Consider the following 7,018-nt stretch of genomic DNA (forward strand, 5'->3'; position numbering starts at 1 on the left):
GCCCGATACTGGAGTGCAGGCAACGCGATTCTGTTAATGCTACTATGTTGCATCAATCAACCCAAGCTGAATCCGCCCATGAGCAGCGTCCTTCATCATCCGCCCGCAGGCGTTGCGCGTGACCTGATCGCCGCCCGCGGCGGTCGTGCCACCCGCACCCGGATCGCGGTGATCGAGGCTCTGCAGGCGTGCGCGCACCCGATGTCGCACGACGAACTCGGCGCCGCGCTCGACGCCGCCGGCGTCGCGCACGACCGCGTCACCCTCTATCGCGCGCTCGAATGGCTCGTGGGACAGGGCATCGCCACGCGCATCGCAGGCGGCGAGCGCGCCTGGCGCTTCGAGCTGCGCGGCGACGACAGCCATCGCCACGCCCATTTCCACTGCGAGCGCTGCGGGCAGATCGTCTGCCTCGAGGATGTCGCCGTCACTTCCGCACCACCATTGCCGGCGGGCTTCGAACTCGACCGGTCCGAACTCGTGCTGCACGGCGCCTGCGCCGACTGCGGCCGCCAGCGCGAGGGCCGGCGATGAGCCTGCGCGCCTCCTCTGCCCGCCACAGCCTGCTCGGCGCCGGACTCGGCGCCCGCCTCGCAATCGTCGGCGGGGCGATCGCCCTGCTCTGGCTCACCGTCCATTGGGCGCTCGTCTGACATGCATCCCGCGACACCCCCGTTGATCCGCTTCGACAACCTCACCCTCGGTTACGACCGCCACCCGGCCGTGCATCACCTGAGCGGCGAGATTCCCGCCGGCGCGCTGGTCGCGGTGATCGGCCCCAACGGCGCGGGCAAGTCCACCCTGCTGAAGGGGCTCGCCGGCGAACTGCGCCCGCTCGGCGGCCGCATCGAGCTGCCGGCCCTGCCGCGCGGCGGCCTCGCCTACCTCGCGCAACGCGGCGAGATCGATCACAGCTTTCCATTGTCGGTCTTCGACATGGTGGCGCTGGGCCTGTGGCGCGAGATCGGCGCCTTCGGCGCGCTGCGTGGCGAACACCGCCGGCGGGTGCGCGAGGCGCTCGCCGCGGTCGGGCTGAGCGGCTTCGAGACGCGCGCGATCGGCTCGCTGTCGGGCGGCCAGCTGCAGCGCGCCCGCTTCGCCCGCCTGATCCTGCAGGACGCACCGCTGATCCTGCTCGACGAGCCCTTCGCGGCGATCGACAGCCGCACGGTGGACGACCTCGTGCGCCTGATCCTGGGCTGGCACGCCGAAGGCCGCACCATCCTCACCGTGGTGCACGATTACGAGCAGGTGCGGCGCCACTTCCCGACCGCGCTGCTGCTGTCGCGCGAGCCGGTGGCCTTCGGTCCCACCGCCGAGGTGCTTACCCCTGCCCTGCTCGCCCGCGCCCGCCGCCTGTCCGAGGCCTTCGACGAAGATGCGCCCGAGTGCCATATCGAGCTGCCCGCCGACGTCATCCAGCCCGACGTCATCCAGCCCGACGTCGTCCAGTCCGACGCCGCCGAGCCCGGCACGCACCACCACCATGCCCACGACGGTCACCGCCACTGAGCGCGGCCGCCAGCCCAACCCAGCCCTCACCCACCCGCCCCCGTGATCGACCTCCTCGTCTCCCCCTTCACCGAGTTCGCCTTCATGCGCCGCGCGCTCGCCGGCTGCCTCGCGCTCTCGCTCGGCGCCACCCCGGTGGGCGTGTTCCTGCTGCTGCGTCGCATGAGCCTGATGGGCGACGCGATGAGCCACGCGATCCTGCCCGGCGCCGCACTCGGCTACCTCGCCTTCGGGCTGTCGCTCGGCGCGATGACGATCGGCGGCATCGTCGCCGGCCTCGTGGTGGTGCTCGCCGCCGGCGTGGTGACGCGCGCCTCCAACCTCAAGGAGGACGCCAGCCTCGCCGCCTTCTACCTGCTCTCGCTCGCCGCCGGGGTGATGATCGTGTCGCTGCGCGGCCGGAACCTCGACCTGCTGCACGTGCTGTTCGGCTCGGTGCTGGCGCTCGACGACGCCTCCCTGCTGCTGATCGCCGCGATCGCCACCGCGACCATGATCGCGCTCGCGCTGCTGCTGCGGCCGCTGGTGCTCGAGTGCTTCGATCCCGCCTTCCTGCGCGGCGTCAGCCGCTGGTCGCCGGTGGCGCACTACGGCTTCCTCGTGCTGGTGGTGTTCAACCTGGTGAGCGGCTTCCATGCGCTCGGCACCCTGATGGCGGTCGGCATCATGATCCTGCCCGCCGCGGCCGCCCGCCTGTGGTCGCGCGGGCTACCGCTGATGCTGCTGCTCGCGGTGCTGATCGCCTTCGCCAGCAGCGTCGCCGGCCTGCTGCTGTCCTACCACACCGACGTGCCGGCCGGCCCCGCGATCGTGCTGATGTGCGGCGTCGCCTACTTCTTCTCGCTCGCCGCCGCGCCCGGCGGCCTGCTCGCCGGCCGCCTGCCGGTACGCCACCACCTCGAATCCTGACGTCCGGAGCCCATCGATGCAGCCGCTCTCCCCCCGCATCACCCGCAGACTCGTCCTCGTCCTGTCGGCCGCGCTGCTGTCCGGCGTCGTGCTCGGCAGCGCACCGGCGCGCGCCGAGCCGCTGCGGGTCAGCGTCAGCTTCAGCATCCTCGGCGACTTCGTGCGCCAGGTGGGCGGCGAGCGGGTGGCGGTCGACACGCTGGTCGGCGTCGACGAGGACGCCCACGCCTTCCAGCCGCGGCCGTCCGACGCCCGCCGCCTCGGCGCCGCGCAGCTGGTCGTCACCAACGGCCTCGGCTTCGACGACTGGGTCGCACGGCTCGCGCGTTCGGCCGGCTACCGGGGCAGGGTGCTGGTCGCGAGCGAAGGCATCGACACGCTGGCGAAGCAGGACGACGACGATCACGGCACCGATGAAGAAGACGCGCATCGCGACCGCGAGGATGGCGACGATCACGACCCCGGCGGCATCGATCCCCACGCCTGGCAGAGCGTCGCCAATGCCGAGCGCTACGTCGCCAACATCGCCGCCGCGCTCGCCGAGCTCGACCCCGCGGGCGCCAGCCACTACCGCGACAACGCCGCGCGCTACCGCGGCGAACTGAAGGCGCTGGACGCGGAGATCCGCGCCGCCTTCGCCGCGATCCCCGCCGAACGCCGCAAGGTGGTGAGCTCGCACGACGCCTTCGCCTATTTCGCTCGCGCCTATGGCGTCGACTTCCTCGCTCCGGTCGGCGTCTCGAACAACGCCGAACCCACCGCGCAAGGAGTGGCGCGCCTCATCCGCCAACTGCGTGCGGACAAGATCCCCGCGGTCTTCATCGAGAACGTCGCCGATCCGCGGCTGATCGAGCGCATCCGCGCCGAGAGCGGTGCGCGCGTGGGCGGCACGCTCTATTCCGATGCGCTGTCGGCCGCCGGCGGCGCCGCGCCCGACTACCTGACGATGATGCGCCACAACCTGCGCACCATCGTCGAGGCGATCGCACCCGCGCCGTGAGCCTGCCCGCTGGCGGTTTCGCAAGTTTCTGAAACGATCGTTACGCGCCCGCACGATCCGTCCTGCCTATAATCGACGGCCCGCTCCCGCCGTCGCCGGCGGCGCGCGGGCTTCCGATCCAACATGCACCAGCCCGAGGAGAAAAGAAAATGAAACGATTCCAGCGCCTGCTGGCCGCCGTGCTGACCGTCTGCTTCGCCAACGCCACGATGATCCAGACCGCGCAGGCCGGCATGATCTCCACCGAGCAGGTCGCGCGCACCGGCGCCGAGCAGGGCACGGGCCACGAGCGCCTCACCGCCGCACTCGCCCGCGCCGACGTGCAGACCGCGATGCAGCAGCAGGGCCTCGACACCGCGGTAGCCGCCGAGCGCATCGCCGCGCTCACCGACGAGGAGGCGAGCGCGCTCGCCGACCATATCGACAGCGCCCCCGCCGGCGGCATCATCGGCGCCATCCTGCTGGTGTTCTTCGTGCTGCTGGTGACCGACATCCTCGGCCTCACCAAGGTCTACCCCTTCACCCGCTCGGTGCGCTGAGCGCGCGGTGACGCGAACCGCAGCACCGGCGAGCCGGTCGCGCCGCGCCTTCGCCACGGCCGCCGGCGGCCTGCTCGCCGCCGCCGCGCTGGGCGGCTGCGCGGTGCAGACGGCGGGCCTGCTCGCCGACCCGCCCGCCGACCTCGCGCCCGCAGTCGAGCTCGCCGACACCCCCTTTTTCCCCGACGACAGTCATTTCTGCGGTCCCGCCGCGCTCGCCACCGCCCTCGGCGCGGCGGGCTTCGCCACCACCCCGCACGCCCTGGTCGACAAGGTCTTCCTGCCCGGGCGCGCGGGCTCGCTGCAGCTCGAGATGCTCGCCGGCGCGCGGCGCGCCGGCGCAGTCGCCACCCTGATCCCCGGCACGCTCGAGGCGCTGATGCGCGAGACTGCTGCCGGTCATGCGGTGGTCGTGCTGCAGAACCTCGGCCTGTCGTGGGCGCCGTCGTGGCACTACGCGGTGGTGGTGGGCTACACGCTCGACGAGCGTGAGTTCGTGCTGCGCTCCGGCCCGATGCGGCGCCAGCAGCTGTCCTTCCGCACCTTCGAGCACACCTGGAATCGCGGCGGGCGCTGGGCCTTCGTCGCGCTGCCGCCGGGCGAGCTGCCGGCGACCGCGACCGAGGCGGAGGCCACCCGCGCGCTGGTCGCCTTCGAGCGCAGCGCCACCCCCGCCGCGGCGGCGACCGCCTATCGCGGCGGGCTCGCGCGCTGGCCCGCGAGCGTGACGCTGCGCATCGGCCTGGGCAACGCCCTCTACGCAGGCGACGACCTCGCCGGCGCCGAAGCCGAGTTTCGTTCAGCGGCCGAGGCCCACGATGCCGCCGCGGCCTGGAACAACCTCGCGCGCGTGCTGCTCGAGCAGGGCAGGTCGGCAGAAGCGCGGCGGGCGGCCGAACGGGCGCTCGCCCACGCCGGCCCGCTCGAGGCGCAGGTACGCGCCACCCTCGCCGAGATCGACGCCCACGCGCCGCGCTGAGCCGGCGGCGCGCGCCCGGCGTTCACACCTTGTAGTAGTCCCGGTACCAGGCGACGAAGCGGCCGACCCCGTCGCGCACGCTGGTCGCGGGCGCGAAGCCGGTCCATTCGTTGAGCGCGGAGGTGTCGGCGTAGGTCGCCGGCACGTCGCCGTCCTGCAACGGCAGGAAGTTCTTCTCCGCCGTGCGGCCGAGCGCATCCTCGATCGCGGCGACGAAATCCATCAGCTCCACCGGATCGTGATTGCCGATGTTGAACACCCGGAACGGCGCCTTGCCGCGGCCCGGGTGGGGATGATCGGCGTCGAAGCCGGGATCGGGCTCGGCGACCCGGTCGAGCGTGCGGATCACCCCCTCGACGATGTCGTCGACATAGGTGAAGTCACGCTTCATGCGGCCGTGGTTGAAGACGTCGATCGGCCGCCCCTCGAGGATCGCCTTGGTGAACAGGAACAGCGCCATGTCGGGCCGGCCCCAGGGGCCGTAGACGGTGAAGAAGCGCAGCCCGGTGGTGGGCAGCCCGAAGAGGTGGCTGTAGGTGTGGGCCATCAGCTCGTTGGCCTTCTTGGTCGCCGCGTACATGCTCACCGGATGGTCGACGCTGTCGGCCTCGGAGAAGGGCATGCGGGTGTTGCCGCCGTACACGCTCGAGCTCGAGGCATACACCAGGTGACCGACGCCCGCATGACGGCAGCCCTCGAGGATGTTCATGAAGCCGACGACGTTGCTGTCGATGTAGGCGTGCGGATTCTGCAGCGAGTAGCGCACCCCGGCCTGGGCGGCGAGGTGGATCACGCGGTCGAACTTTTCCTCGGCGAACAGGTGCTCGACGCCGGCGCGGTCGGCGACGTCCATCCTGACGAAGCGGAAGCCCGGGTGGGGCTGCAGGCGAGCGAGGCGCGCCTCCTTCAGCCGCGGGTCGTAATAGTCGTTGAGGTTGTCGAGGCCGACGACCTCGTCGCCGCGTGCGAGCAGGCGCTCCGACGTGTGCATGCCGATGAAACCGGCGGCGCCGGTAAGCAGGATTTTCATGGGAAGCGCAGACCGAGTGGAGGACAGCGGATTATTGCATGCGGGCGATATACTTGCGGCATCGCCCCACGCCGCGCGCCGATGCTGACCCGCCTGCCCTACACCCTGCTCTGGCTGCTCGCCCTGCCTTTCGTGCTGCTGCGCCTGCTGTGGCGGGCACGCCGCCAGCCCGACTATCTGAAGCACGTCGGCGAGCGCTTCGGCCGCTACCGGGTACGCGCCCCGGGGCGGGTGATCTGGGTGCACGCGGTGTCGGTCGGCGAGACGCGCGCCGCCGAGCCGCTGGTACGCGCCCTGCTCGCGCAGTGGCCCGAACACGCGGTGCTGCTGACCCACATGACGCCCACCGGGCGTGCAACCTCCAAGGCCTTGTTCGGCGACGAGGCGCGCGTGCTGCGCGTCTACCTGCCCTACGACCTCGGCTGGCTGGCGCGGCGCTTCCTGCACCACTTCCGGCCCTCGCTCGGCGTCATCATGGAGACCGAGCTGTGGCCGAACCTGCTCGCCGCCTGCCGCCGGCTGCAGGTGCCGACGATGCTCGCCAACGCCCGCCTGTCGGAGCGCTCCGCGCGCCGCTACGCGCGGGTGCCGGCGCTCACCTCACTGACCCTGGGCGCGCTCGATGCGATCGGCGCGCAGACCGCGGGCGACGCGGTCCGTCTGCGCGCCCTCGGCGCGCGCCGGGTGACCGTGACCGGCAACATCAAGTTCGACGTCGCCCCGACGCCCGCGGCCGAGGCGCGCGGCGCCACCTTCCGCGCCCGCATCGGCGCGCGCCCCGTGCTCCTCGCGGCGAGCACGCGCGAGGGCGAGGAGGCGCTGCTGCTCGCCGCCTTTGCGCAACACGCACCGCCCGACTGCCTGCTCGCCCTGGTGCCACGCCATCCGCAACGCTTCGACGAGGTCGCCGGCGCAGTCAAGGCAGCCGGGCTGGGCCTCCAGCGGCGCTCGGACGAGGCCGAAGTCGCCGCCTCCACCCGGGTCTGGCTGGGCGACTCGATGGGAGAGATGTTCTCGTATTACCTCGCCGCCGACGTCGCGCTGATCGG

The 7,018-nt window shown here is 72.0% G+C and carries 9 protein-coding genes; 8 read left to right on the top strand and 1 reads right to left on the bottom strand.

Annotated elements, in window-relative coordinates; translation table 11 throughout:
- Nucleotides 1–78 precede the first annotated feature (78 nt).
- The 7 genes from BB334_RS11205 to BB334_RS11230 all read left to right on the top strand — a co-directional run bounded on the left by BB334_RS11205 (nucleotide 79) and on the right by BB334_RS11230 (nucleotide 4,939).
- Entirely contained in the window at nucleotides 79–534 is a 456-nt protein-coding gene (locus BB334_RS11205; RefSeq protein WP_068808589.1) for a Fur family transcriptional regulator, read from the top strand.
- Nucleotides 531–653 (top strand): hypothetical protein, encoded by a 123-nt coding sequence (locus BB334_RS18810; RefSeq protein WP_269799004.1) that lies wholly within the window; start codon nucleotides 531–533, stop codon nucleotides 651–653. Before BB334_RS11205 ends, BB334_RS18810 begins: the two co-directional genes overlap by 4 nt.
- A gap of 1 nt (nucleotide 654) precedes the next feature.
- Nucleotides 655–1,512 carry a metal ABC transporter ATP-binding protein gene (locus BB334_RS11210; RefSeq protein ID WP_068808591.1) on the top strand — a complete coding sequence of 286 codons (858 nt, stop codon included), beginning with the start codon at nucleotides 655–657 and terminating at the stop codon, nucleotides 1,510–1,512.
- A 42-nt stretch (nucleotides 1,513–1,554) separates the two neighbouring features.
- Nucleotides 1,555–2,421: a metal ABC transporter permease gene (locus BB334_RS11215; RefSeq protein WP_068808592.1), complete on the top strand. Its 867-nt coding sequence runs from the start codon at nucleotides 1,555–1,557 to the stop codon at nucleotides 2,419–2,421.
- A gap of 16 nt (nucleotides 2,422–2,437) precedes the next feature.
- Nucleotides 2,438–3,421 carry a metal ABC transporter substrate-binding protein gene (locus BB334_RS11220; protein ID WP_068808593.1) on the top strand — a complete coding sequence of 328 codons (984 nt, stop codon included), beginning with the start codon at nucleotides 2,438–2,440 and terminating at the stop codon, nucleotides 3,419–3,421.
- A gap of 149 nt (nucleotides 3,422–3,570) precedes the next feature.
- Entirely contained in the window at nucleotides 3,571–3,960 is a 390-nt protein-coding gene (locus BB334_RS11225) for a PA2779 family protein (protein ID WP_068808594.1), read from the top strand.
- A 7-nt stretch (nucleotides 3,961–3,967) separates the two neighbouring features.
- Nucleotides 3,968–4,939 carry a PA2778 family cysteine peptidase gene (locus tag BB334_RS11230; protein WP_232756718.1) on the top strand — a complete coding sequence of 324 codons (972 nt, stop codon included), beginning with the start codon at nucleotides 3,968–3,970 and terminating at the stop codon, nucleotides 4,937–4,939.
- Nucleotides 4,940–4,961: 22 nt separating this feature from the next.
- Here the strand turns inward: BB334_RS11230 and BB334_RS11235 are convergent, their stop codons facing one another.
- Entirely contained in the window at nucleotides 4,962–5,969 is a 1,008-nt protein-coding gene (locus BB334_RS11235; protein WP_068808595.1) for an NAD-dependent epimerase, read from the bottom strand.
- Nucleotides 5,970–6,050: 81 nt separating this feature from the next.
- Between BB334_RS11235 and BB334_RS18480 the strand changes: the two genes are divergently transcribed.
- Nucleotides 6,051–7,018 (top strand): 3-deoxy-D-manno-octulosonic acid transferase (locus BB334_RS18480; RefSeq protein ID WP_068808925.1); only part of this gene is annotated, 968 nt, incomplete at its 3' end.

The organism is Thauera phenolivorans, assembly GCF_001696715.1.
GTDB classification, from domain to species: Bacteria; Pseudomonadota; Gammaproteobacteria; order Burkholderiales; family Rhodocyclaceae; genus Thauera; species Thauera phenolivorans.